At 33.3% G+C, this 25816-nt stretch carries 26 protein-coding genes; 5 read left to right on the top strand and 21 right to left on the bottom strand.

What is annotated here, in order from left to right; genetic code table 11:
* The first annotated feature begins 1 nt into the window (after window position 1).
* From DEFDS_RS09895 to DEFDS_RS09910, 4 genes are read left to right on the top strand one after another with little or no spacing between them, the layout of a single operon-like run.
* Window positions 2-442, top strand: a complete 441-nt coding sequence (locus DEFDS_RS09895; protein ID WP_013008656.1) for a DMT family transporter — start codon at window positions 2-4, stop codon at window positions 440-442.
* A gap of 4 nt (window positions 443-446) precedes the next feature.
* Entirely contained in the window at window positions 447-1685 is a 1239-nt protein-coding gene (locus DEFDS_RS09900) for a M48 family metallopeptidase (protein WP_013008657.1), read from the top strand.
* The gene (locus DEFDS_RS09905; RefSeq protein ID WP_161595890.1) at window positions 1675-2085 is read left to right on the top strand and encodes a SoxR reducing system RseC family protein; all 411 of its coding nucleotides are present in this window, start codon (window positions 1675-1677) and stop codon (window positions 2083-2085) included. The genes DEFDS_RS09900 and DEFDS_RS09905 overlap by 11 nt, the downstream gene beginning before the upstream one ends.
* Window positions 2082-2678: a MarC family protein gene (locus tag DEFDS_RS09910; RefSeq protein ID WP_013008659.1), complete on the top strand. Its 597-nt coding sequence runs from the start codon at window positions 2082-2084 to the stop codon at window positions 2676-2678. Before DEFDS_RS09905 ends, DEFDS_RS09910 begins: the two co-directional genes overlap by 4 nt.
* On the opposite strand, the gene DEFDS_RS09915 is transcribed toward DEFDS_RS09910, so the two are convergent.
* From DEFDS_RS09915 to DEFDS_RS09940, 6 genes are read right to left on the bottom strand one after another with little or no spacing between them, the layout of a single operon-like run.
* Window positions 2675-4003, bottom strand: coding sequence for a two-component system sensor histidine kinase NtrB (locus DEFDS_RS09915; RefSeq protein ID WP_013008660.1), 1329 nt, complete (start codon window positions 4001-4003; stop codon window positions 2675-2677). The genes DEFDS_RS09910 and DEFDS_RS09915 overlap by 4 nt on opposite strands.
* Complete coding sequence (hisD, locus tag DEFDS_RS09920; RefSeq protein WP_013008661.1) at window positions 3993-5273, bottom strand: histidinol dehydrogenase; 1281 nt, start codon at window positions 5271-5273, stop codon at window positions 3993-3995. Before hisD ends, DEFDS_RS09915 begins: the two co-directional genes overlap by 11 nt.
* Complete coding sequence (locus DEFDS_RS09925; RefSeq protein WP_013008662.1) at window positions 5257-6327, bottom strand: sensor domain-containing diguanylate cyclase; 1071 nt, start codon at window positions 6325-6327, stop codon at window positions 5257-5259. The genes hisD and DEFDS_RS09925 overlap by 17 nt, the downstream gene beginning before the upstream one ends.
* Entirely contained in the window at window positions 6324-8693 is a 2370-nt protein-coding gene (gene polA, locus DEFDS_RS09930) for a DNA polymerase I (RefSeq protein WP_013008663.1), read from the bottom strand. The genes DEFDS_RS09925 and polA overlap by 4 nt, the downstream gene beginning before the upstream one ends.
* On the bottom strand, window positions 8690-9610 hold the full coding sequence (locus DEFDS_RS09935; protein ID WP_013008664.1) for a branched-chain amino acid transaminase: 921 nt from the start codon (window positions 9608-9610) through the stop codon (window positions 8690-8692). The genes polA and DEFDS_RS09935 overlap by 4 nt, the downstream gene beginning before the upstream one ends.
* Window positions 9611-9623: 13 nt before the next feature.
* Entirely contained in the window at window positions 9624-10613 is a 990-nt protein-coding gene (locus DEFDS_RS09940; RefSeq protein WP_013008665.1) for an NAD(P)H-dependent glycerol-3-phosphate dehydrogenase, read from the bottom strand.
* A 48-nt stretch (window positions 10614-10661) separates the two neighbouring features.
* On the opposite strand from DEFDS_RS09940, the gene DEFDS_RS09945 reads away from it, so the two are divergent.
* Window positions 10662-10940, top strand: coding sequence for a late competence development ComFB family protein (locus DEFDS_RS09945; protein WP_013008666.1), 279 nt, complete (start codon window positions 10662-10664; stop codon window positions 10938-10940).
* A gap of 25 nt (window positions 10941-10965) precedes the next feature.
* Here DEFDS_RS09945 and DEFDS_RS09950 read toward each other — a convergent pair whose 3' ends face one another.
* Genes DEFDS_RS09950 through DEFDS_RS10020 form a run of 15 tightly spaced genes read right to left on the bottom strand, consistent with a single transcriptional unit; the run spans window position 10966 to window position 25774 of the window.
* On the bottom strand, window positions 10966-11430 hold the full coding sequence (locus DEFDS_RS09950) for a ferritin-like domain-containing protein (protein WP_013008667.1): 465 nt from the start codon (window positions 11428-11430) through the stop codon (window positions 10966-10968).
* A 10-nt stretch (window positions 11431-11440) separates the two neighbouring features.
* Complete coding sequence (locus DEFDS_RS09955; protein WP_013008668.1) at window positions 11441-12871, bottom strand: NADH-quinone oxidoreductase subunit N; 1431 nt, start codon at window positions 12869-12871, stop codon at window positions 11441-11443.
* A gap of 10 nt (window positions 12872-12881) precedes the next feature.
* The gene (locus DEFDS_RS09960) at window positions 12882-14381 is read right to left on the bottom strand and encodes an NADH-quinone oxidoreductase subunit M (protein WP_013008669.1); all 1500 of its coding nucleotides are present in this window, start codon (window positions 14379-14381) and stop codon (window positions 12882-12884) included.
* Window positions 14382-14391: 10 nt separating this feature from the next.
* On the bottom strand, window positions 14392-16299 hold the full coding sequence (gene nuoL / locus DEFDS_RS09965) for an NADH-quinone oxidoreductase subunit L (protein ID WP_013008670.1): 1908 nt from the start codon (window positions 16297-16299) through the stop codon (window positions 14392-14394).
* A 10-nt stretch (window positions 16300-16309) separates the two neighbouring features.
* Window positions 16310-16615 carry an NADH-quinone oxidoreductase subunit NuoK gene (gene nuoK / locus DEFDS_RS09970; protein ID WP_013008671.1) on the bottom strand — a complete coding sequence of 102 codons (306 nt, stop codon included), beginning with the start codon at window positions 16613-16615 and terminating at the stop codon, window positions 16310-16312.
* A 12-nt stretch (window positions 16616-16627) separates the two neighbouring features.
* The gene (locus tag DEFDS_RS09975) at window positions 16628-17128 is read right to left on the bottom strand and encodes an NADH-quinone oxidoreductase subunit J (RefSeq protein WP_013008672.1); all 501 of its coding nucleotides are present in this window, start codon (window positions 17126-17128) and stop codon (window positions 16628-16630) included.
* A 1-nt stretch (window position 17129) separates the two neighbouring features.
* Entirely contained in the window at window positions 17130-17591 is a 462-nt protein-coding gene (gene nuoI / locus DEFDS_RS09980; RefSeq protein WP_013008673.1) for an NADH-quinone oxidoreductase subunit NuoI, read from the bottom strand.
* A gap of 9 nt (window positions 17592-17600) precedes the next feature.
* Window positions 17601-18584 (bottom strand): NADH-quinone oxidoreductase subunit NuoH, encoded by a 984-nt coding sequence (gene nuoH, locus DEFDS_RS09985; protein ID WP_013008674.1) that lies wholly within the window; start codon window positions 18582-18584, stop codon window positions 17601-17603.
* A 22-nt stretch (window positions 18585-18606) separates the two neighbouring features.
* Window positions 18607-20898, bottom strand: coding sequence for a molybdopterin-dependent oxidoreductase (locus tag DEFDS_RS09990; protein ID WP_013008675.1), 2292 nt, complete (start codon window positions 20896-20898; stop codon window positions 18607-18609).
* 15 nt (window positions 20899-20913) lie between these two features.
* Window positions 20914-22704, bottom strand: a complete 1791-nt coding sequence (gene nuoF, locus DEFDS_RS09995; protein ID WP_013008676.1) for an NADH-quinone oxidoreductase subunit NuoF — start codon at window positions 22702-22704, stop codon at window positions 20914-20916.
* A gap of 9 nt (window positions 22705-22713) precedes the next feature.
* A complete protein-coding gene (nuoE, locus tag DEFDS_RS10000; RefSeq protein ID WP_013008677.1) occupies window positions 22714-23229 on the bottom strand; it encodes an NADH-quinone oxidoreductase subunit NuoE in 516 nt (171 codons plus the stop codon).
* Between the two features lie 9 nt (window positions 23230-23238).
* A complete protein-coding gene (gene nuoD / locus DEFDS_RS10005) occupies window positions 23239-24441 on the bottom strand; it encodes an NADH dehydrogenase (quinone) subunit D (protein ID WP_050742524.1) in 1203 nt (400 codons plus the stop codon).
* A gap of 9 nt (window positions 24442-24450) precedes the next feature.
* A complete protein-coding gene (locus DEFDS_RS10010; protein ID WP_041223737.1) occupies window positions 24451-24945 on the bottom strand; it encodes an NADH-quinone oxidoreductase subunit C in 495 nt (164 codons plus the stop codon).
* Window positions 24946-24953: 8 nt separating this feature from the next.
* Entirely contained in the window at window positions 24954-25430 is a 477-nt protein-coding gene (locus DEFDS_RS10015) for a NuoB/complex I 20 kDa subunit family protein (protein WP_013008680.1), read from the bottom strand.
* A complete protein-coding gene (locus tag DEFDS_RS10020) occupies window positions 25421-25774 on the bottom strand; it encodes an NADH-quinone oxidoreductase subunit A (RefSeq protein ID WP_013008681.1) in 354 nt (117 codons plus the stop codon). Before DEFDS_RS10020 ends, DEFDS_RS10015 begins: the two co-directional genes overlap by 10 nt.
* Window positions 25775-25816 lie beyond the last annotated feature (42 nt).

The following is a 25816-nucleotide window of genomic DNA, read 5'->3' on the forward strand; positions in this document are numbered from 1 at the left end:
GATGAACAAATATTTGGTAATGCTGCTGCTTGCTGTAGCTGGAACATTTGTTTCTCTTCAAGCATCAATAAATGCAAAACTTGCTAAATATGTAGGCTTTTTGGAAAGTGCTTTCGTATCTTTTTTTGTAGGCACCATTACACTTTTGATCTTTCTTTTTTTCAAAGGTTTTTCAGGCTTTAAACATATTGGTGAAGTACCACCAATTTATCTAACTGGTGGTATCCTTGGAGCATTTTTTGTTTTTGTTATCACTTATTCTGTCCCAAAAATAGGTGTCAGTGCAGCTTTAAGCATCACAATTGCTGTTCAACTTATTCTCGGTTTACTACTTGATAAATTTAACCCATTTGCTATAAACAGCTTCGAAGTTTCCATATACAATATTCTAGGTGTTGTATTGACAATAATTGGTGTAATAATGCTTACATATAACAGGTAAAATTATGACATTAGCAGGTTATATAATTTTATTAATTTTAGCTCTTTTAGATATTGCGGAAATAATTTTAGATAAAATCAATATTAATTATGCCAAAAAAATAAGCAAAAATAACCAACTCCCCTCTTTTTTAAATCAGGAAGATTTGAATAAAAGTCTTGAATATCAATCTGCAAACATAAACCTTGAAACATTCAAATCTATTATCGATACACTTTTTATCATTTTCATTTTTGTTTCTGGGCTTATACAACAATACGCAAATTATGTATTATCAATTTCTTCAAAAGAATTTATCCAGGCCCTAATTTTCTTATTTGGAATACAATTAGTAATGGGGTTCATAGATTTACCATTTGCTCTATATAAACAGTTTGTTATTGAAGAAAGATTTGGCTTCAACAAAATGAATCTTGCTTTATTTTTTAAAGACTTGATTCTTTCTTCAATTATAAGTTTTATCATTTTTTCAATAATACTTTTTGCTATCATCTCATTTATCAATTATTTTGAAAAAAGTTGGTGGATTATAGGCTCTATCTTTGTATTTTTCTTTATCATTATAATCAACTATTTATATCCTACACTTATTGCTCCTCTTTTCAATAAATTCGAGCCAATTACTGACTCTGAGCTACTTGAAAAAATAAACGAGCTATCCACAAAAAGTGGCTTTGATTTGAACAAAATTTTTAAAATGGATGCATCAAAAAGGAGTACACATGGGAACGCCTACTTTACAGGATTTGGTAGAAAAAAAAGGGTGGTACTCTTTGACACTATTTTGGACAAACTTAACAGTGATGAAATTGTATCAGTACTTGCCCATGAACTTGGCCACTTTAAACACAAACATATTGTAAAAAATATAATCATCTCTTTTCTAATAATAACCACATCTTTTTATATCACATATACTTTAATAAACAAAGATTTCATATACGAGATTTTTGGTTTTCAAAAATCTTTGGCTACAGGTTTTTTCATAATTTCAATTCTTTTATCTCCAGCAAAATTTATTATCTCACCAATATTTTCTGCTATTTCAAGAAAATTTGAATACCAGGCTGATGCTTATGCATTGTCTCTAATCAAACAAACAACATCATTTAAAAACGCTTTAATAAAACTTTACAAAGATAACCTTTCAAACCCTTTTCCACACCCTTTGTATGTAAAAATTTATTATTCACATCCACCATTACTTGATAGAATAAAAAGGATTGATGATTATGGGAATTAAAAAACATATTGGAACAATTGTAAAAATAGAGAACAACAAAATGTATATACAGTTTGCCAAAGAGGCTGGTTGTAGTAGCTGTGAGCATAAAGACTCATGTGGAATAACTGAAGAAACAAATAGTTTTGATTTTGAACTACAAGAAGGTTTTAATGTGGGTGATAATGTTATTGTTTCAATCGAAGAGAAAACACTTTATAAATCTGCTCTTTTGATTTACATCATCCCTATAATTTTAATATTATTTACAGCTATTGTTTCAAACATAATATCTACTAAACTAAATTTGGGAGAGATTTTGACACCTATTGCAACTTTACTTGTTACTGCAATTTATTTTGTTCTGTTAAGGATTAAGTTTCGCAATAAAAAAATAGATATGAAAGTTGAGAAATTATGAAAGAAATTCTAATTTTATATTTCAAGTCCATTACTACACTATTTTTAGTCATTGATCCAGTGGGTATCATCCCTGTATATATGGCTTTAACCAAAGGGATGACGGTTAAAGAAAGAAAAAGTCTTTTAAATAAATCTATAATTGTAGCTTTTATTCTAATCGGAATATTTACAGTAGCAGGTAGTAGTATCCTTTGGCTCTTTGGGATAGATGTTCATGATTTTAGAATTGCTGGCGGTGCACTTTTTTTATTAATATCCATCCAAATAATTTTTGGTAATAATGAGTCTGAATATGGCGAAAAGATTTCGGGTATTGTCCCTTTTGCAACCCCTATAATGGTCGGACCTGGTGTTATTACTGCAACAATAGTGTTAACAGGAACCGTGGGAGTATTACCCACATTAATTTCTGGGATAATTGCTTTTATTCTAACATATGTTATACTATATTTTGGAAGACAGATTTTAGAACTTTTAGGTCAAAATGTAGCTGATGTAATAACAAAGGTTATAGGTCTTATTCTGGCAGCTATATCGATACATTATATCAGAGAAGGTATTCTCGGAGTAATAAATCAATTTAAAAGTTAATCGCAACTACACACTTTATCTAAAACCGGTAGCTTAACCTTAAAAGTTGTCCCTTTATTTAATCCTGATTCCACTTCTATACTGCCACCATACTGCTCAACAATACTCTTTACTATAAAAAGTCCAACCCCTGTCCCTTCATCTTTCGTGGTAAAACTTAATGAGAATATTTTATCGATAATATCATCAGGTATACCATTTCCATTATCTGTAACTTCAATAAATATATTTTCACTAATACAATTAATCTTTATAGTAATCAGACCACCATTTCCATCTTCATATTTCTCCATAATTGCATCTCTAGCATTTACTAAAAGGTTTAAAAATATCTGGTCTAAATGTGTCTTACTCATAAACCCACAGCAATGACAGTCGCACTGTACATCTATCTTTATGTTTTTACCTATTATCCTTCTGTAAAAATCTTTATTTTCTGATAAGTACCTACAAAAATCTATATCAATAATATCTTTTTTATTCCCAACATTTCTCATAGTAGAAATAAACTCATCCATCACTTTTGTATACTTATAAATCTGCTCCACCATACATTTTATATCTTCACTCAGCGTTTTACTCTTTAAATAATCACATATAGAAAATATTCCAGTTAACATATTCTTTAGATCATGAGCAATGTTATCTACAAATCTCCCAAGTGTTATATTCTTTTCATTTTGAATCAAATTCTTCTCAAGCCTTTTCATCTCAGTAATGTCCTGTTTTATCCCACAAAACTCTATTATTTCACCATTAGAATCAACTATTGGGAAAATAACGCTTCTATCCATATAAAAAGTACCATCTTTTTTCTTGTTTTTAAACTCACCAACCCATTTTCTCCCTGATAAAATTGTATCCCACAAGTGCTTATAAAATTCTCTACTGTGCTCTCCACTTTTCCAAATTCTAGGATTTTCTCCACAAACTTCATTAAATGTAAATCCTGTCATTTTTTCAAAACCGTTATTTACAAACTTAATATTTCCATCTTTATCAGTGATAATAATCCCCACTGGAGCCTGGTTTATAATAGAATTCAAAGTAAAAAACTTTTCCACAAACTGGTTAATGTTACTACGATCTTCAAAAACAAAAATCAAATTGTCTTTATAAGGACTAACTTTTACTCTAAAATTACTTCTATCCACATGTACGTCTAATAAACTTTTTCCAGTTTGTTTATAGATTTTTACTGATTTATCAAAAAGCTCATCACCAATTTTTATTTTGATAAATGACTCATTTGCATAAACCTTATTAAACTCCAAATCGGTAATAACTACAGGATCATTAAAGTTATCAAAAACACTAAAATCCATCCCGCCCCTCTAATCTCACTTTTATAGAATTTGCATGAGCCTCGAGCCCTTCACTCTCAGCCATTTTAACAATCAATTTGCCATACTTGTCTAAATACTCTTTAGAGCAGTTAATTATGCTACTTTTTTTAACAAAATCATAAACACCAAGTGGCGAATAAAATCTTGCAGTACCACCTGTAGGTAATGTATGGTTTGGTCCTGCAAAATAATCTCCAATGGCCTCAGGAGTAAAGTGTCCCATAAAAATTGCCCCAGCATGCTTTATCTTATAAAGTAGTTCAAAAGGGTTTTTTACTGCTAGCTCTAAATGCTCTGGAGCTATCGAATTTGCAAACTCAATAGCTTCATCTAAATTATCAACCAAAAGTATCCCACCAAATTTATCCAGCGATTTCCTTGCAATATCTGCTCTATTTAATTTTTTTAGCTGGAAATCTAACTCTTTTTCTATTTCTATAGCAAGTTCCTTATCCCATGTGATAGTGATAGCACTTGCAAGCTCATCATGCTCAGCCTGAGAAAGCATATCTGCAGCAACATATTTCGGGTTTGCACTTTCATCAGCAATTATCAAAATTTCACTTGGCCCAGCTATCATATCTATATCTACTAATCCAAAAACCAACTTCTTTGCTAAAGCCACATAGATATTGCCTGGACCAACAATCTTATCAACCTTTTCTACAGATTCTGTACCAAAAGCAACAGCTGCAATAGCTTGAGCCCCACCAATTAAATAAACTCTATCCACACCAGCAAGATACGCTACCCCTAAAACAAGTCTATTAATTTCACCATTTGAAGCAGGGGTTGTCATAACGACTCTATTTACTCCAGCAACTTTTGCTGGTATTACATTCATCAAAACAGTTGACGGATAACTCGCCTTTCCTCCAGGGACATAGACGGACACACTATCTATAGGTGTAACCTTCTGTCCTAAAATAGCTCCCTTACTTTCCACTAAAAAAGTTTTCTCTTTTTGATTGCTATGAAAAAGTTCTATATTGCCTTTTGCATTTACAAAAGCTGTTTTTAAATCCTCTGGGATCTCATCAAAAAAAACTTTTAACTCTTCTCTATCAAAATAGAATTTTTCTTCTAAATTATATTTATCAAATTGGCTTGTATATTTTATCAGTGCTTTATCACCATTTAATTTTACATCATTTAAAATATCTTGCACTGTATCTAAATAATCCGCTTCTAATACTTCTCCTCTATTTATTATATCTTTTATCTTCTCAGAATCAGGGAAAAATATCATCGTTTACCCCTATTATAGCCATTTTACCCTTCTCTTTTGCCTTATACAACCTTTCATCAGCTAATTTCAAAATAGCCTCTGGATCAACATCATTAATTTCATCATCAGGAATCAACACAAACCCACCTGACACACCAACTTTATCTACTAGATCAAACTCTTCTAATATTTCATTTAACACTTGAAAAACTTTCTGGCTTACGCCCTTTACCATTTCCAAATTAGCTTCTGGCAAAATGAGATAAAACTCGTCACCACCAAATCTTCCAATAATGTCCGCTTTTCTAAAAGAATTTTGTAATACGCTTGTAAAACTTTTTAGAAATTCATCACCAAAAAGGTGCCCTTTGTTATCATTTATCCATTTAAAATTATCAATATCTAATAATACAAAGGCAAATGGCTTTTTGTATCTTTTAAACATATTAGTAAAACGCTCTAAAAAATCATAAAGTGCAAGTTTATTGAAAGAACCGGTGAGAAAATCTAAAAGCATCTGTTTTGAAAGCCTTTCAGAATCGTATAGCTTTCTTAAGGCAATTGAAATTTTAAAACATAGATCTTTAACAAAATCCGTACTTCTTGTCTCTATAAACTTTTTAGGATCTCTCGAATAAAGGTTTAGAGAACCAATAATTTTGCCATCTTCAATAATAGGAGAAATAAGATATGAATTCATCTCCTTGAAAACATCAAATTCAGAAATAAAATTTGCTCTCCCCATCCCCGAATATGTTCTTTTTTCAAGAAAAAAATACTTAAAAATCTTTCCATTTACAAAATAAACTCTATCATTTATTTCATCTGCTTCCCTATCAAAATTAAAAACTTCTCTATCAATAAATAGTGTCGCTCTATCGATTTCAAATATTTCTTCTAAATATTTTAAAGGCTTTTCTGCCAAATCTTCTATACTTTCCGATAAGAGAAATGCATACTCTATAACTTTAAACCCTTTTTGCTTAATCTCATTTTCTTTTATGAGCTCCAAAATACCTTCGAGCTCCCTTTTTAGTTCCTGATTTTCTTTTAATATATTGTTGAGTTTACTCAATTTTTCAGATCCCCCCAGTTTTTTCCTGTAGAATAATTCACTTTTAAAGGAACCTTGAGTTTAATAACATTCTCCATCCTATTTTTAAACTCTTGCACAAAATCTTCTACAATATCTTCTTTTACTTCAAATAATAATTCATCATGTATCTGTAATATCATTTTAACATCAATTTGTGTTTTTTGTAAATATTTATATATATTAATCATCGCAAGTTTAATAATATCAGCAGCAGATCCCTGGATAGGTGCATTGATGGCAATCCTTTCTGCTCTTTGTTTCAGCATTCTGTTTGCACTATTTATATCCTTAATAAACCGTTTCCTTCCCAAAATAGTTTCTGTATAACCTTTTTCTTTGGCCTCTTTAATAATGGAATCAATATAATTCTTAACACCAGGATATAAATTAAAATATCTTTCGATAAACACTTTAGCTTCACTTTGTGTGATCCCTGTATCCCGAGCAAGCCCATATGGGCTCAATCCATAAATAATTCCAAAATTTACTGCTTTTGCAAGTCTTCTATGTTTTGGATCAACCTCTTCTACACCAAAAATTTCTTTTGCTGTTTTATTGTGAATATCTTCATCATTTATAAATGCATCAATTAAATTTTCGTCATTAGAAAGACTTGCAAGAATCCGAAGTTCTATCTGTGAATAATCAAAACTGACAAATCTATACCCTTTCTCTGCCTCAAAACACTCCCTTATCCTTTTTCCATAAATAGAACCTACAGGAATGTTTTGCAAATTTGGGTTTATAGAACTTATTCTCCCTGTTGCTGTTCCTGTTTGCTTAAATGTTGTATGTATCCTTTTATCATCAGCCATATAGTTTAGCAAATTTAACGTATAGGTACTTTTTAATTTGCTTAATTCTCTGTATTTTAAAATATAATCTATCAACTCAACGTGTCCCGGATTTTTAAATTTAAGCTCCTGTAGTGCCTCTTCTGATGTTGAAAAACCTGTTTTAGTTTTTTTAGCAGGCTCCAGGCCTAACTTTTCAAAAAGTATAAAGGATAACTGCTTTGGTGAATTTAAATTAAACTCCTCCTTACAGTAATCAAAAATTTTACGTTCTATCTCTTTTAAATTTTCTTCTAATTCATCATTAATTTCATAAACTTTTTTCTCATTTATTTTTATCCCATGCTTCTCCATTTCAAATAAAATATCAATCACAGGCAGTTCAATCTCTTTATAAAGCTTTACTAATTTGTTCTCTTTTAATTTTTTAAATTCACTTTTAGCTAGTGAAGAAACCCTTTTTACAAAAACCTCTATTTGCTCATCTTTATGCTTTTTTATCCCTCCTGAATCAGGATCATTTATCCATGAAATTACTTTTATATCTTTCAAATTTTCATCTATATCCAATTCTACTTTCTTTTTTATCTCTTTTAAATCATAAAAATATTCAATATCCTTTACGTCATCAATTTTATACACTACTTTTTTATCTATAAACCCTACTAACTTATTTTCTATTTCACAGACTATATCTACTAATTCATATTCATCAATTGTTTCAGTTATATCCTCGTTAAATAATCTTTTAATCACTGTTTTTAGTTCAAAATGTTCTAAAATATTTTTTAATCCCTTATCGTCATTTACTGGCGGGTAAACTTCTAAGTTTTCAATGTACTGTAAATTTACTAATTCCAAGCTAAAATATGCTTCATCTTTGCCCTTTAAAAGTTTCTCTTTTAATTTCCCCTGAATCGATTCAATATTTTGATACACGTTGTCTAAGCTACCAAATTCATTGATCAATTTTTCAGCAGTTTTTACACCAACCCCTTTTACTCCAGGGATATTATCCGATTGATCTCCACTTAAAGCTAAATAATCTTTAATTTGCTCAGGATATACGCCAAACTTTTCTTTTACTTTGTCCCTATTAATTATCTCTTCATTTTGATAGTCATAAATTAAAACCCTATCATTAACAAGTTGAAACAAATCCTTATCCTTAGTAATTAAATATATATTCTCCTTTTTGTACTTTTGTATTAGAGTAAAAATTATGTCATCTGCCTCAGTTGCATCTTGATATGCTACGTATACTCCAAAATAGGGTAATATTTTTTTAAGATTTTCTATTTGTGGAATCAAGTTTTCAGGTGTTTTTTCTCTTTGTGCTTTGTATTCTTTATGAATCTTATGTCTTTCAGTTTCACCTTTACTATCAAATACAACATATATTTTTTCTGGATTTAGCTTTTCTTTCAATGAAATAATCAAATTTATAAAAGAATGCAAAACAGAGGTAGGCTCCCCTTTTGAGTTATTTAAAAGGGGAGTCTTGTAAAATATTCTATAACTTACTGAATGACCATCAATAATAACAATCATTTAACCAGTGTTAACCAGTTCTTATAGTTTTCAACTTTACCTTTTACTATATCAAAAAACATACTTTGTATCTTTTCAGTAATTGGTCCTCTTTTACCAGCACCAATTACTCTCCCATCAAGCTCCCTTATAGGTGTTACCTCAGCTGCTGTTCCTGTAAAAAAAGCTTCATCTGCAATGTACATTTCATCCCTTGTAAATCGTCTCTCAACTACTTCATAGCCCAAATCTTTAGCAATTTTCATTACTGAATCCCTTGTAATACCTTTAAGAATAGATGTAACAGGTGGGGTGCTAATAACATTATCTTTGATTATAAAAACATTTTCTCCACTACCTTCTGCAACATACCCATCTGGATCTAAAAATAGAGCTTCATCATAACCTGACATCAGTGCTTCTCTTTTTGCAAGAACAGATGTAATATAATTTCCACATGCTTTAGCTCTTGTTGCAATTGTATTAACATGAAATCTATTGAAGCTTGATGTTTTTACTCTTATACCATTTTGCAAACCTTCTTCTCCTAAATATGCACCCCAACTCCATGCAGCAATCACTGTTTCTACAGGATAATTATTATCAACTGCTAACCCCAAACTTTTGTAACCATAATAAATTATTGGTCTTATATAACAGCTCTTTAATTCATTTGCCTTAATAGTCTCTAATATAGCATCACTTAATTCTTCAACGGTATAATTCACATTCATCAAAAAGATCTTCGCTGACTCTAATAGTCGTTTAACATGTTCTTTTAGCCTAAATACTGCTGGTCCCTCATCTGTTTCATAACATCTTATCCCCTCAAAAACGCCTACTCCATAATGCAGAGTGTGAGTCAATACATGTGTTGTGGCATCCTCCCACTTCAATAATTTTCCATCTTTCCAGATATACTTACCACCTTCAAACATAACTCCTCCTGTTTTATATATTTTCTACCTTGAGTGGTCTCTCCATTATATCATAAAACGATTTAATCGGTTCTTTACCTTCATAAATAATTTTATATACCTCTTCAGTAATTGGCATTTCAACATCTATATCTTTTGATAGTTCATAAACAGCTTTAGTAGTAAAAACACCCTCAGCTACCATCTTCATATCTTTCAAAATATCTTCAGCTTTTTCCCCTATACCTATTTTAATACCCACAGTTCTATTCCTACTCAAATCCCCAGTGCAAGTCAAAACCAAATCACCCACACCTGACAGCCCCATAAATGTTTCCAGTTTCCCACCCACTTTAAGCCCCAATCTTGTTATTTCCCTGAGGCCTCTAGTAATAATACCAGCTCTTGCATTATGACCAAATCCTAAGCCATCTGATATCCCTGTAGCAATTGCAATTACATTTTTTAAAGAGCCACAAACTTCAACTCCTATAACATCATCAACAGCATAACATCTAAAATATTTATTTGAAAATATTTTTTGCCATTCTATGGCCTTATTTATATCTTTTGATGCAATACTCACAGCAGTTGGCATCCTCTTAGCTACTTCTTTGGCAAATGATGGCCCAGAAATCACCGAAACATCAATTCCTAATATTTCTTCAAATATTTCATTTACAAATTTTTTATATTCTATTTCAATCCCTTTAGTAGCTACAATAATATTTTTTTTTATCAGCTTCTCACCAAATTTGACTATTGTGTCTCTCGTAAACTGAGTAGGAACAACCCATACAATTTTATCACAATTCCCATCAAAGTCATCAAACTGTTTACAATTTAGACTATCATTTAACTTTATACCTTTTAAAAAAACACTATTTTCAGAATTTTTATTTATTGATTCCACAACTTCATATTCTCGTACATATAATGTTACCTTATGCCCATTATCAGTCAATAAATTTGCTAATGCTGTCCCCCAACTGCCTCCACCTATTACTGCAATAACCTCTTGCAAAGTAACTCCTCCTGTTTTAATATAACTAAAATTATTTTAGGAGGATTTATGTCTAAAATCAACATTTATGATATTGATAAGATAAAAAATATTAATGAAAAACGAGTTTGGGAGTTACTAATAAATTTTTATGAAGAGCACCCTGAATTTTGTACATGTAGAGATTGTGTATTAGATGTTGCTGCTATCACTTTGAATACAATTCCTCCACATTATCAAGTGTCAGATGACATAAGTACAGCCATTAAAAAGATTAGTGATGAGGAAATACTTAAAGTAATCTTAGAAGCTGCAATTAGGGTATCAAAGTATCCACATCACATATAAAAAAAGGCCCTTAAAGGGCCTTTATCTAATTTTCATTATAAACTATATCATCATAGATATTTTGAATTTTGTTTCTATGTGTGGCTTCTTCTACAGCCATCCTTCTGAAAAATTCTTCAGCTTCTGAACCTGCAAACTTTTCAGCTAATTTTTCATAAAACACTCGTGAATTGTCTTCATGTTTCATAGCAATTCTTAAAACATCCTGCACTGACATATCATCAGTAATAACCTGTGGTAGCACCATTTTTGATATACCTAAATCAGATGAATAATATTTTGTTTCCATTCCTATATGCTCAATTTTACCAGTCTTAATAGCTTCTTCAATCATCTCTTTATGTTTTACTTCCTCACTAGCAAGCTCTTTAATAATAGCCTTTGCACCAAGATCTTTCAGCATATCATGAAGTTGCATATAAAATTCATATGCCATCTGCTCTTTGTGCAATGCATCCTCAAGAGCTTCTTTAAGTGTAATTTCACTCATTGTCTCACCTTTAAACAATCATATTTTTAACAATATTTATAAATGTGCTTGGGAAAACTGTTAACAACAATACAACAATAGTTGCTATAAATGTTGCTATAAAAGCAGCAGGTCTTACATTAGCTTCAACCTCATATTCTGCTTCTCTAAAGTACATATAAACTGTAACTCTCATATAATAGTAGCATGCTATAGCACTGTTTAACACACCAATAATAGCAAGCCAGTATATTTTTGCCTTAATTGCTGCCATAAAAATATAAAACTTCCCAATAAATCCTGCCAAAGGTGGAATACCTGCTAATGAAAACATAAAGATAAGCATTGCTAGTGAATATAATGGATGCTTTTTAGCTAATCCAGCAAAACTTTCTAATCTCTCATCATCTATAATACCTTTATTCTTCAACACACCAAGTAATGTAAACGCCCCTATATTCATAAAAGCATAAATCATTGTATATAGAGCTATTGCTCTATAACCATAGTCATTAGCAGCAACTAAACCTATCAACATATATCCAGCATGAGAAATAGCAGAATAAGCAAGCATCCTTTTAACATTATTCTGCGCAATAGCAACTAAGTTACCATATGTCATAGTCAAAACTGCTAGAATTGCAAAGAATAGCTGCCACTTTGAACTAGCTGGCATACCAGCAATCATTAGAAATCTTATCATACCACCAAATGCTGCTGCTTTTGGAGCAACAGTCATAAACCCTGCTACAGGTGTAGGTGCTCCGTTATATACGTCTGGTGCCCACATATGAAATGGTACTGCAGATATTTTAAATGCAAACCCAGCAAACATCAAAATTAGACCAAATATAATACTATAGTGAGACAACCCATTAGTTCTAATATATTCTGCAATAATATGATACTTTGTACTTCCAGTATAACCTAATACATATGTTAAACCATATAAAAATATACCTGATGAAAATGCACCCATGATGAAGTACTTAATTCCTGCTTCATTGGATAGTAAATCTTTTTTATTGTAGCCAGCAAGTATATACATTGAAATTGCCATAGTCTCTAATCCAAGATAGAAAACAGTAAGATCTGTGGCGCTTACCATAAACATCATTCCAATTACACTAAAAAACATTACAATATAATACTCACCTTTGTTAATGCCACGCTCTTTAAGGTAATCTACTGATCCTAAAGTACTTAATATATAAGCAAATGAGAAAGTCAGAAAAAAAGCATATGAATATACATCCCAAACTATCATTTTATTGAATCCAAATATCTTAAATCCATTAAAGGGAGGGATGGATGCTAATAAGGCTAAAATTATAAATGCAATCCCAAAATATCCAACTCCAGCTTTCTTATCTTCAGCAGCCAATACATCTATTACTATAAGCAATAACCCAAATATCGTCATTAGTATTTCTGGTAAAATTGAAACTATGCTCTGAGCCATCCCAATCCTCCTACTTAAGCGCTATATTCACTGTATTTACATGCTCTAACAAGCTTCTTACACTTTCATGCATGTATGATGTAAATGTTTCAGGATATAAACCTGTCCAGAATACTAAAATAATGAGAGGGAATAAGTAAATAAACTCTCTAACATTTACATCCTCTATCCCTTCCCATCTGCTATTTGGTGTTTGGAAAAATACCCTCTGGTACATCCAAAGCATATAAACAGCAGCAAATATTACTCCTGATGCAGCTACTATTGCATAATTTGATAGAGACTTAAATGAACCTACCAATACCAAGAACTCACCAATAAATCCACCCATGCTTGGTAATCCTATAGAACCAAATGAAAATATTGCAAATATTGTTGCATACACAGGGACATATTTAGCTATTCCACCATAATCTGCAATCAATCTTGTATGTGTTCTTTCATAAATCAAACCGATTAACAAAAAGAGTGCACCAGTAATGATACCATGGTTAAACATTTGTAATATACCACCTTCTATACCAGCCTGATTTAATGCATAAATCCCCAATGTTACAAAACCCATATGGCTAACAGATGAATAAGCTACAAGCTTCTTCACATCCTCTTGAACCATAGCCACTAACGCACCGTATATTATTGCTATAACTGATAATGCAGCTATTAATGGAACAAATTTAACAGAAGCCACAGGTGTAATTGGCAAGCAGAATCTTAAAAAACCATATGTACCCATTTTCAAAAGCACACCAGCAAGAATTACTGAACCTGCTGTAGGCGCCTCAACGTGAGCATCTGGCAACCATGTATGGAATGGGAACATTGGGACTTTAATAGCAAACCCTAAAAAGAATGCTAAGAACACTATAGTCTGAAATCCTACTGAATATTGCGCACTTGCTGCTGTAATTTTCAAGATATCAAATGTGTATTCACCAGTTAATTGTCCATGTTTGAAATACAATGCTATAATTGCCAACATCATTAATACTGAACCAGCTAATGTATAAAGGAAAAATTTAATTGCAGCATAGATTCTTCTCTGACCGCCCCAAACACCAATTATCAAATACATTGGGATTAGCATCGCTTCCCAGAAAATGTAAAATAGGAAGAAATCTAGTGCTACAAAAACACCAACTATAGCAGCTTCTAATATTAACATAGCTAAATAAAACTCTCGCTGCCTTTTACCAATATATTTAAATGATGCTAATATAGAGATCATAGTTAGTAATGTAGTTAAAAATACCATGAGAATTGAGATGCCATCAACACCAACATAGTAACTGATTCCCCATGCTTTGACCCAGCTATATTTTTCTACAAACTGCATAGCTGCAGTTGATTTATCGAAATTCCACATCAATGGCATTGTTAATATAAACTCAATTACACTAGCTACAAATGCTGCCCACATTGTCGCTTTTCCACTTCTCCAGAGAGCAAATATAACTAATGCCGCAAACACTGGGAAGAAAATCAGAATTGTTAAAATATTGCCCATCATAATCTGCCCCCTACACCATATAGAAAATTGTTAGTAGTATTACTACGCCAAGCACAAAGGTAAATATGTATGTCTGAATCCTACCTGTCTGTATGATTCTGAAGAATCTACCAAGAAACTGTGCAACCCATCCAAAAGCATTTACGATAAAGTCAATGAAGTTTGCATCAAACCCTTTCCATAGAAACTTAGAGATCATAATTATAGGTTGAACAAAAAGCACATCATAAAGTTCATCGAAATACCATTTATGATAGAAGAACTTATGTATTGGTCTAAATGCTTTAACTGTTTTAGCAGGAAGCTCAGGCATTTTAACATAGTATAAATAAGATACATAAATACCAGCAGCAGCTAAAATAACAGATATTATCATAAGAATAGTACTTGTACTACTTGATAAGTGATGAATATGCATATGTTCTGGTACTAAAACTGGCTCAAGGAATTTATGAATGAATCCATGCTCTGGTGGGAATCCAAAAAATCCTGCCAATACAGACATGATAGCAAGCAAAATTAATGGTAATGTCATCTGCCATGGTGATTCATGAGCATGATCATAAAGATGCTGATCTCTTGGTTTGCCAACAAATACGTACCACCATAATCTAAACATATAAAAAGCTGTCATAAAAGCTACAACAGTTCCAACAAACCATGCAAATTTATGCCCACTTGCATATGTCATTGCTAAGATTTCATCCTTACTGAAGAATCCTGCAAATGGTGGTATACCTGCTATCGCAACACAACCGATTAAAAATGTATAACCTGTAATCTTCATCTTTTTCAGCAAACCACCCATCTTTCTAATATCAAGCTCATCCTGCATAGCATGCATTACACTACCAGAACACAAGAACAATAACGCTTTAAAAAATGCGTGTGTAAATAGGTGGAAAATACCTGCTATATAAGCCCCAGCACCTGTAGCCATAATCATGTAACCAAGCTGGCTGACAGTAGAGTAAGCAAGGACCCTTTTGAAATCAAACTGTGTTAAACCGATTGTTGCTCCAAGAAATGCAGTTGCAGCACCAACAAAAACTACAATGTTACTTGTTGTATGAGCTTCAGAAAATAGTGGGTTACATCTAGCAACCATATAAACACCAGCAGTAACCATTGTAGCTGCGTGAATCAATGCAGAAACTGGTGTAGGACCTTCCATCGCATCAGGTAACCAAACATGCAATGGAAATTGAGCTGATTTACCTATTGCACCACAGAAAAGACCAAATGTCATCAAATCTAAAAGACTTAAATCCAATCCAAAGATGTTAAAAGTACTATTTTTTATATGTTCTATTATTTCATAATCAAAAGCATCATGATATGTTAAACTTTTAAATGTCATTATAACTAATAAGATCCCAATATAAAATCCAAAGTCACCAATTCTGTTAACAACAAACGCTTTTTTAGAAGCATCTGCCGCACTCTTTTTATGGAACCAGAAACCAATCAATGCGTAGGATGATAGACCAACCAACTCCCAACCAACGAATAACATAAGGAAGTTATTACCAAGAACAAGGATAAGCATTGAAAGTGTAAACATTGACAGATAAGTAAAGAATCTCCAATAACCTGGATCATGATCCATATACCCAATTGAGTAAATATGAACCATTGTACTTACAAATGTTACAACAATTAGCATTATTGAAGAAAGTGGGTCTATCAATATTCCAAATGGTATCGTTATCTTACCAGCAATTACCCACTCATATACTGTTGCATCAAGCCTATACCCATTTGCCACTCTAAAAAATGTAAATATAGCAAGTGCTAGAGAAACCAACACACCTGCAATAGCTATATAGTGAGCTTTCTTTTTTATATAGAGTCTACCAAAAATACCATTTATCAAAAATGCTGCTAAAGGTCCTAAAAGTATCCCTAATTCAATCATATCCCTACTCCTATCCTCTTAGTGAATTAATTTCGTCTGCATTTATTGTGGATTTATTTCTAAATAGAGTAATAATAAGAGCAAGCCCCACTGCAGCTTCAGCAGCAGCCACACACATCACAAAGACAATGAATATCTGACCAGTCATAGTATGCAAATATTTCGAATAAGCAGCAAGATTTATATTAACTGCATTCAGCATTAGTTCCAATGACATAAACATTACTATGAGATTTCTTCTTATCAATACACCAGTCATACCAATCCCAAACAGAATAGCACTTAAAACTAAATAATGCTGTAGTGTTAAAGTCATTCTCCACCTCCCCTATTCTTTCCTAGCCAACACTATCGCACCAATCATAGCAACCAACAAAAGGATAGAAGCTATTTCAAATGGCACAAGAAAATCAGTAAACAACGCTTTACCAAACAACTTGACATTTCCATATTGCGAAATCACTGTATCAGTAATATCACCCTTTTGTCCTAATACATCAGTTGTTTTAACAGCTATCAATGTTTGTATAACGATTATAATTGAAACTACTGTACCTATTGCATATCTAAAAGGTATTTTAATAAATCCATGAGATTTTGGATTAAGCAGCATCACTACAAATAGGTAAAGAACTAAAATAGCTCCTGCATAAACCAAAACCTGAATCGCTGCGATAAATTCAGCATCAAGCTGAACAAAAATACCTGCTACACTGAAAAATGTCAGCAGCATCCATAGGGCTGAATGTACAGGGTTTGTTCTAGTTATCATAAACAACGCTGATACAATAGCTAAAAATGCCAGGATATAAAACGCTACCTGTTCCATTTTATTCTCCTTTATCTTTTAAATATTCTTTATATTTGTCTACTAAAAACTTCATATTAACCCTGTAACCTTCTCTCGTTGGTCTAACAACATCATAACTTCTGCCCATATGGATTGCATCAACTGGACAAGCTTCTTCACAAAATCCACAATATATACATCTATCCAATTCAATTTCATATTTTCTAATTAATCTTTCACCATTTGGCCCTGCATCAGTTTCTATATGTATACACTCAGAAGGGCATACTCTTTCACATAAATAACAACCTACACATTTTGGATTGCCATCTTCATCAGTTTTCATGTAATGGACACCACGAAATCTTTCAAAAATAGGGGTGGCTTCATAAGGGTACTTGTATGTCACAGGCTTTTTAAACATATGCTTAAGTGTAACACCCATCCCCTGTAGAATTTCAGTAAAAAATACGTAGTCAAATATATTCTTATTCTTAGCCATATTACACCCCTATCTCACAATATATACTATTATTGAAGTTACCAGCAGATTTGCCAAAGCCACTGGTATCAGGACCTTCCAACCTAAGGACATGAGTTGGTCAAATCTTAACCTTGGCAGAGTTGCTCTCAACCATAAATACAAGAACATGAAAAATAATACTTTTAACACAAACCAAACAAAACCTGGTAATATAGGTCCATTCCATCCACCTAAAAATACTATTGTTGCGATTGATGATACTACATACATATTTGCGTATTCTGCTAAGAAAAACAGTGCAAACTTCATACTTGAGTACTCAACATGGAAACCAGCTACAAGTTCTGTTTCTGCTTCTGGCAAGTCAAATGGAGCTCTGTTTGTTTCAGCTATAGCTGATATAAGATAAACCACAAAAGCAACAATCTGGGGAACTATAAACCATAACCCTTTTTGTGCTATAGTTATATCTCTCAAAGACAAAGAACCTGCTAATAAAACTGGACCAACTAGTGATAGCCCCATTGCTGTTTCATAACTAATTACCTGAGCAGATGATCTTAAACTACCAAGTAAAGCATATTTTGAGTTTGAAGCCCAACCTGACATTATAATACCGTAAGTACCAACTGAAGAAAGTGCTAAAATATATAAAAGACCTATATTTATATCTGAAATATAAGGTTGTACCTCTTTTCCAAAAATCACAAATTTATCAGCAAATGGTATAACTGCAAAAGCACTTAATGCAGGAATTAAACTAAGTAGTGGAGCTATTATAAATACTGGCTTATCGACCATATCTGGAACCAAATCTTCTTTCATCAACAACTTTAGCCCGTCAGCAATTGGCTGTAGTAAACCTTTCCAACCAACATGAGTAGGACCAAGTCTCACTTGCATATGACCAATTACCTTTCTCTCTGCCCATGTCATATAAGCTACACTCAGTAATACAACTGTTATTACAATTAGAATCTTAATGACTGTTAAAATTATCCCCACTAACATACCCTTACCTCTTCAAATATTTTTATATATGTTTTATTAAATCTACTTTCAAATAACTGCCTTCAAAAAATAGAGGTGCAGTTTCTTTAAAGTCTTTTGGTAGTGCAGCAGTTCCAGCTGGTATCTTCTTATCAATATTAACCCTAAACTTATATGAGTCTTTTCCAAATTTTACAGTTACATAATCATTTTCGTTCACATTTAATTTCTTAGCATCTTCTGGATTAATCTCTAACAATGGTTCACCATACACCTTGCTAAGATCATAAGATCTTCTCGTATAAGAACCACTATGCAATCTTAAAAATGCAGGATAAAGCTCATATTCACCATCACCTTTAATACTAAATTCTGCACTAATACCATCTTTAATTCTATAAGGATATTTAACTAAACCACCATTCCAATCAATCCCTTTATACAAAGGATTCTCTTCTTCTATCAAAGATCTAATTTCATTTACATCATCTTTTACAGAAAAACCAAATTTGTTCATAAGGTCTACTAGAACCTTTCTATCAGAGAACACACCTTTATCTACAGCTTTGTTGAGCTGTTGTACTCTACCTTCAAAATTAGTAAATGAGCCATCTTTCTCAGCAAATGTTGCTACAGGGATATACACATTTCCTAACTCAGCAGTTTCACTGAAAAATGGATCAGTCACAGCTACAAGCTCTAAGTCATTTAAAAGATTTATTATATCAAAATATTCAGGTTTTACTGCTAAATTCTCTCCAAATATCAGCAATGCTTTTATTTTATCACCTTCAATACCTTCTCTAAGGTCAAAGCTTTTTTCTGTCTCTACTAATCCAGGTTTGAGTCCATTGACACATCCCATATCTACTATACCTTGGGAATTGTTCTTTGCTTTGGCAGGTACTAATTTTACTTTTTCAACTTTTTCTGAAATCTGTTTTGCTATTTCCACATCTTTCAAATTATATGGATTAAACACGAATACTGGCTTCTCGCTATTCTTAAACTTATCTGCTAATTCGCTATATTCATTATTTTCACCATCTAAAGCTTTTAAAAGCTTCTCTGCTTCTTTGTATAATTCAGTTGGTTTATAAACATAAAATTCTGATGCCACTCTTTTAAGTGGTGTTAGATTTGGATAAAATACATATAGATCTGAGTCTTCTCTCCTACCTGCAACCCTTACAGAATAGCCTAAAACAGGATTTGACTCAGTTATATCAATATTGAATACTATTAATGTATCACTAGACTCTACATCTGCGTAGTTTCCATCAGGTAAAACATCAGCTGTTTCCAATGAATAAACATTATTGGTTTTAATTATATCTCTAGCAAATTTTTGTGCTAAAAAGGCCTCTTCATTGGTTAATCTTGGAGAAACTAGTACAGCTACACTATCACTTCCATATTTTTCAACAACAGATTTTAGCTTGTCAGAAATTATATTTATTGCTCCATCATAATCTACATCTTTAAATTCCCCTGATTCCTTCACTTTTGGAGCTACTGGTCTCTCTGTAGAATTAATAAGTTCATAACCAAACCTACCTTTAGCACAAAGCAAACCTTTATTTATACCTTTATCAACATCTTCTTTAATTCTATAAACTTCATTATCTTCATAATCCACGATAACAGTACATCCACATGAACAGTATCCACAAATTGTTTCTGTATGCTCAAGATGCCATGGTCTGTTTTTAAATAAATAAACTCTATTGTTGAGAGAACCTACTGGGCAAACACTCATACACTGGCCGCAGTATTCACAGTTCCATGGCTGGTCAAAAGCTGTACCTATATATGTTTCCACACCTCTATTAATAAAGGATATAGCTTCAACATTTACAATTTCATCACAAATCCTTACACATTTACCACAGAGAACACACCTGTCTATATCCCTTTCAATAAAAGGGTTTGTATGATCAACTGGATTATTATTAGGTTTTTCATCGAACCTTACTTTTGTTACACCAAACTCATAAGTTAAATCTTGGAGTAAACATTCACCACCTTTATCACAAACAGGACAATCTAGTGGGTGATTTATTAACAATAATTCTATTAGCGTCTTTCTTATATTTTGAAGCTTTTCAGTATTTGTTATAACTTCCATATTATCAGCAACAGGTGTGGTACAAGCTGTCATAAGCTTTGGACTACCTTTAACTTCAACAAGACATACACGACATGCACCAAAAGGGTTTAGATTTTTGTGATGGCACATGATTGGTATGTGCACACCTGCTTTTTCAGCTGCTTCTAAAATTGTTGTTCCTGGCTCTACTTTAACTTCTACTCCGTCTATTTTAACGGTCAACATATCTCAACCTCACTATTAGTCTATAGCGTTAAATGGACAATTTACTATACATTCACGACATTTCACACATTTACTTTTATCTATATAAGCAGGTTTACCTTTTTCCCAGCTTATTGCACCTACTGGACAAACTTTAAAACATATACCACACTTTTTACATCTATCCTCATCCACAACAAACTCTATCAGCTCAGGACATTCTCTTGCCGGGCACTTTCTATCTTTTATATGAGCTTCATATTCATGTCTAAAATATTTAATAGTTGTAAGAACTGGGTTTGGTGCCGTTTGTCCCAAACCGCAGAGAGATGCAGTTTTAATATCCATTGCCAATGATTCTAGCAGTTCAATATCACCTTCCCTACCTTCACCAGCGCAAATTCTTTCTAAAATATCAAGCATTGTTTTTGTACCAATTCTACAAGGGATACATTTTCCACAGGACTCACGCTGAGTAAATGTCAAGAAGAACTTAGCAACATTAACCATACAGTTTGTTTCATCCATTACAACCACACCACCAGAACCCATCATGGCTCCAGCAGCAATCAATGAGTCATAATCTATAGGCGTATCAAGTAGACTCTCTGGAAGACAACCACCAGATGGCCCACCAAGCTGAACTGCTTTTATTTTCCTTTTTTTAGGGATACCTCCACCAACATCAAAAACAAGCTGCCTTACAGTAACCCCCATTGGAACTTCTATAAGACCTGTACTTTTAACCTTACCACTTAAAGCAAAGATTTTTGTACCTTTTGACTTCTCAGTACCTATGGATGCATACCAATCAGCACCATTATTTATTATCAATGGTAAATTAGCAAAAGTTTCCACATTATTCACATTTGAAGGTTTACCCCAAAGCCCCTTAACAGCTGGAAATGGAGGCCTTGGCCTTGGCATTCCTCTTTCACCTTCAATAGATGCTATCAGTGCAGTCTCTTCACCACAAACAAAAGCACCGGCACCCTCTTTAAGGTGAAGGTGAAATTCAAAATCTGTACCCAGTATATTTTTACCCAAGAAACCTCTTTCTTCTGCAATTTTTAGAGCTTTTTTAACCCTTTTTATTGCAAGAGGATACTCAGCACGGCAGTAAATATACCCTTCTTTACAACCTATGGCATAAGCTGCAATCAGCATCCCTTCAATTACTACGTGTGGGTTACCCTCAATAATACTTCTATCCATGAAGGCACCAGGGTCACCCTCGTCTGCATTACATATAAGATATTTCAAGTCCCCTTTTGATGCTCTACAAAATGTCCATTTTAAACCAGTTGGGAAACCACCGCCCCCTCTACCTCTTAATCCTGACTTTTTAACTTCTTCAATAACTTCTTCAGGTGTCATCTCTTTTAAAACTTTTTTGATTGCCTCATAACCACCATGAGCTATATAATCATCTATATCTTCAGGATCCACTTTCCCACAATCTGCTAATACATAACGTTTTTGCAGTTTATAAAAATCGTAATAATCTTTTTTAGCTGCCCACTTTTTAACAACTTCACCTTTTAAAATATGCTCTTCAACAATAGTAGGAACTATTTCTGGTGTAACATGCTCATAAGTAACTTCTTCTTGCCCTGGGATGTGTATGTCAACTAAAACGTCCCTTGCACACAATCCTCTACATCCAGTTGCTTTAACCTTACAATTTCTCTCTTTAACTTCCCCAATAAGACCATGTTTTTTAAACTCTTCTTCAAATGCTGCCATAACCTCAGCACCACCTGAGGCCACGCCAGCTGTACCCATACAAACATGAACTTCTATTCTATCAAGATTTTGAGCACTCATATCCTACCCCTAATCATCTTTTTTAGCGTATTCCCTAAAAATCTCTCTGGCCTTTTCAGGGGTTAAATTACCATAAGTTTTATCATTTATCATAATAACAGGTGCCATACCACAAGCACCAATACAAGAAACCTCTTCTAATGTAAATTTAAGGTCGCTTGATGTTTCACCATTTTTTATACCAAACTCTTCTGTCACAACTTCTGAAATACGACCAGAACCTTTTACGTGACAAGCTGTACCCCTGCACACTCTGATTACATACTTTCCTCTAGGTGTTGTATAAAATTGAGCATAAAATGTAATTACTCCATAGATAGTATGCGGTGACATATTGAGATTTTCTGCAATCCTATCTACCATCTCTTTTGAGAGGTAGCCATAATGCTCCTGTACTTTTTGAAGCACGGGGATAGTAGCCCCTTTTCTCCCTTTGTACTCAGCACATATTTCATCGATTGCACTTAAATCTAATTCCTCTTTTACTTCTTCTTGTTCTTTTTTTTCTACTATATTCTCAGCCATAGGCTTCCCCTATCTATCTATTTCGCCAAGGACTATATCTATACTACCTATAATACCAACTAAGTCAGCAATCATATACCCTTTAGACATTGCTGGTAATGCCCCTAAATTCACAAATGATGCAGCTCTAATCTTCAATCTATAAGGTTTCTCTTTACCATCACTTACTATATAAAAGCCAAGCTCACCTTTTGGCGCTTCAACACAAGCGTATGTTTCACCTTTTGGTGTTTTAAAACCTTTTGAAATGAGATAAAATCTTCTAATAAGAGCTTCCATCTTTTCGTATACTTCTTCATGTGATGGAAAACCGATTCTTGGATCATCAGTCATTACTGGACCTTCAGGAATCTGCTCTAAGGCCTGCTCCAATATCTTTCTTGATTCTCTCATCTCCTTCATACGAACCTGGTATCTTGAATAGATATCACACCCATCAAAACATGCCACTTCAAAATCAAATCTATCATAGATTGAATAAGGTTCAGCCTTTCTCAAATCAAAAGGTATACCAGAACCTCTCATAATTGGGCCACTTACACCATAATCTTGAGCATCCTCTGGAGACAAATAACCAACACCTTTGGTACGCTTTAACCATATCCTGTTCTTAGTCAACAACCTTTCATATGTATCTACACGTTCTTCAAATATTTCAATGAACTCTCTTAACCTATCAAAGAATTCAGGTGGAACATCGTCTCTAATACCACCTATTCTAATCCAGGAACTAGTCATCCTTTGACCAGTAGCTATTTCAAACATATCCAAAATCATTTCCCTCTCTCTAAATGCATAGAGGAAAACAGTCATAGCACCAATATCTAAAGCGTGTGTTGCAATCCAAACCAAGTGGCTTGCAAGCCTTGCTAATTCAGCAAATATAACCCTTAGATATTCAGCTCTTTCTGGTATTTTCACATCAAAAAACTTCTCAACAGCTAAACAATAAGCGAGGTTGTTTGATAAAGGTGAAAGATAATCCAACCTGTCTGTCAAAGGGATAAACTGATGGTATGTCCTGTTTTCAGCAAGTTTTTCAACTCCTCTATGAAGGAAACCAATATCGGGTCTAACATCTACAATTGTTTCACCATCTAAGTCAACAACTAACCTCAAAACACCATGTGTACTGGGGTGCTGAGGCCCCATGTTAACTGTTATAACTTCGCCTAAATAGTCTTTATTATCCTTAACTCTAACATTCTCCATAACCAACCCCTATTTTGTAAACCTTATACCTAAATTCTGCTCATCAGCCTTATTAAACCACTTACGCTCTTTCAACGGAAAATCTTTTCTGAGAGGATGGCCCTCAAAGAAATCAGGAAGCAATATTCTTCTTAAATCAGGATGACCTTCAAAAACTACACCAACAAGGTCATACTGCTCCCTCTCCATAAAGTTGGCACCTTTCCATATATCTGTAACTGTCTCAATCTTTTCATCAGGAATCATAACTTTAACAAAAACCCTTATATTATTTTCTATAGAATATATGTTATAAACAACATCGAACTTCATATCTCTATTTGGCCAGTGTGTTGCAACCACATCAACAATATATTTAAATGAAAATTTTTCTTTCATTTCACGGAGAACATCCTTGAAAATCGACTTGTCCACTGTCAAGAAGTTGCATTTAAACTCTACCTTACCTGAAACTTTGCCTGGATACTTTTCTGAAAAATATTTTACTATATCATCAAACACCATAATGCACCTCATTTCCTCAATATCTTATCATGCTTAATCTTCTCTTGAAGAGCAACTATCGCATCCAGTAAAGCCTCAGGTCTAGGAGGACATCCAGGAATATAAAAATCCACAGGAACAATCTCATCAACGCCTTGAACTGTTGAGTAAGTATTAAAAATACCTCCGCTTGTCGCACAACTCCCCATCGCTATAACCCATTTTGGCTCAGGCATCTGATCGTACACCTTCCTAACCACTGGAGCCATCTTCCTTGTAACGGTTCCAGCTACTATCATCAAATCAGCCTGTCTAGGTGTAGCTCTAAAAATAACACCAAGCCTATCAAGGTCATACTTAGATGCACCGGCAGCCATCATTTCAATCGCACAACAAGCCAAACCGAATGTAACTGGCCATATAGATGATTTTCTAGCCCAATTAATTACTCCATCAATTGTTGCTGTAATAATGTTGTCTGAAAACTTATGCTCGATTAAGCCCATTCTAACGCTCCTTTTCTCCAAGCATAAAAATAACCAAACACTAGGATTATTATGAATATTATCATTTCAACCAACCCAAACAGCCCAATCATATCAAACGCTACTGCCCACGGAAACAGAAAGACAGTTTCCACGTCAAATATCACAAACAGCATAGCAATGATATAAAACTTTACACTATACCTCTTACGAGCGTCAGAAAACTCTGGCATACCACATTCATAAACGCTCAACTTAACCTTCTCAGGTTTCTTAGGTCTTACTAAAACACCAACTGTGATTGTAATAGCTCCTATTAGAGCTGAAATTATTAGCATTAATGCTATCGGTAAATAAGGACTCATAACCCACCTCTGTATTTTGTATACAGTATGCACTTTATCTAA

The organism is Deferribacter desulfuricans SSM1 (genome assembly GCF_000010985.1).
Lineage (GTDB): Bacteria > Chrysiogenota > Deferribacteres > Deferribacterales > Deferribacteraceae > Deferribacter > Deferribacter desulfuricans.